Below are 301 nucleotides of genomic sequence, written 5' to 3'. Positions count from 1 at the left end.
GCGTCAACACCGCGGCGGCAATGTTTACCTGAACGCGGTTCTTCGCCAACTCCGGTGGTAACCAACGCCACCGCTCCATGTTCGCCTTGATCTGCCGGATGCGAGCGTCGACCGGCACATTGAGCGCGGCCAGCGTCTGTGCACCGACCTTACCGCTGGGGTTCAGCCCGTACCGGCGCTGGGCGCGTCGCACTGCCTCGAGTAAAGCGGCATCGAAGCGATCGCCCGAGCCCGTAACCTGCAAATCTTCCACGGCAAGCCGTCGGCGCAGCGCCGTCACGCGGGCGCCGGTCATTCCGAA

1 protein-coding gene is annotated in these 301 nt (G+C 65.8%); it reads right to left on the bottom strand.

Going from position 1 to position 301, the window contains the following annotated elements:
- Nucleotides 1-301: peptidoglycan-binding protein (locus tag AC0IYH_RS30775; protein ID WP_471837958.1), on the bottom strand; the 301-nt coding region annotated here is incomplete at both ends.

The organism is Pseudomonas sp. AC463, assembly GCF_979253585.1.
This window is presented reverse-complemented; position numbering and strand designations above follow the sequence as displayed.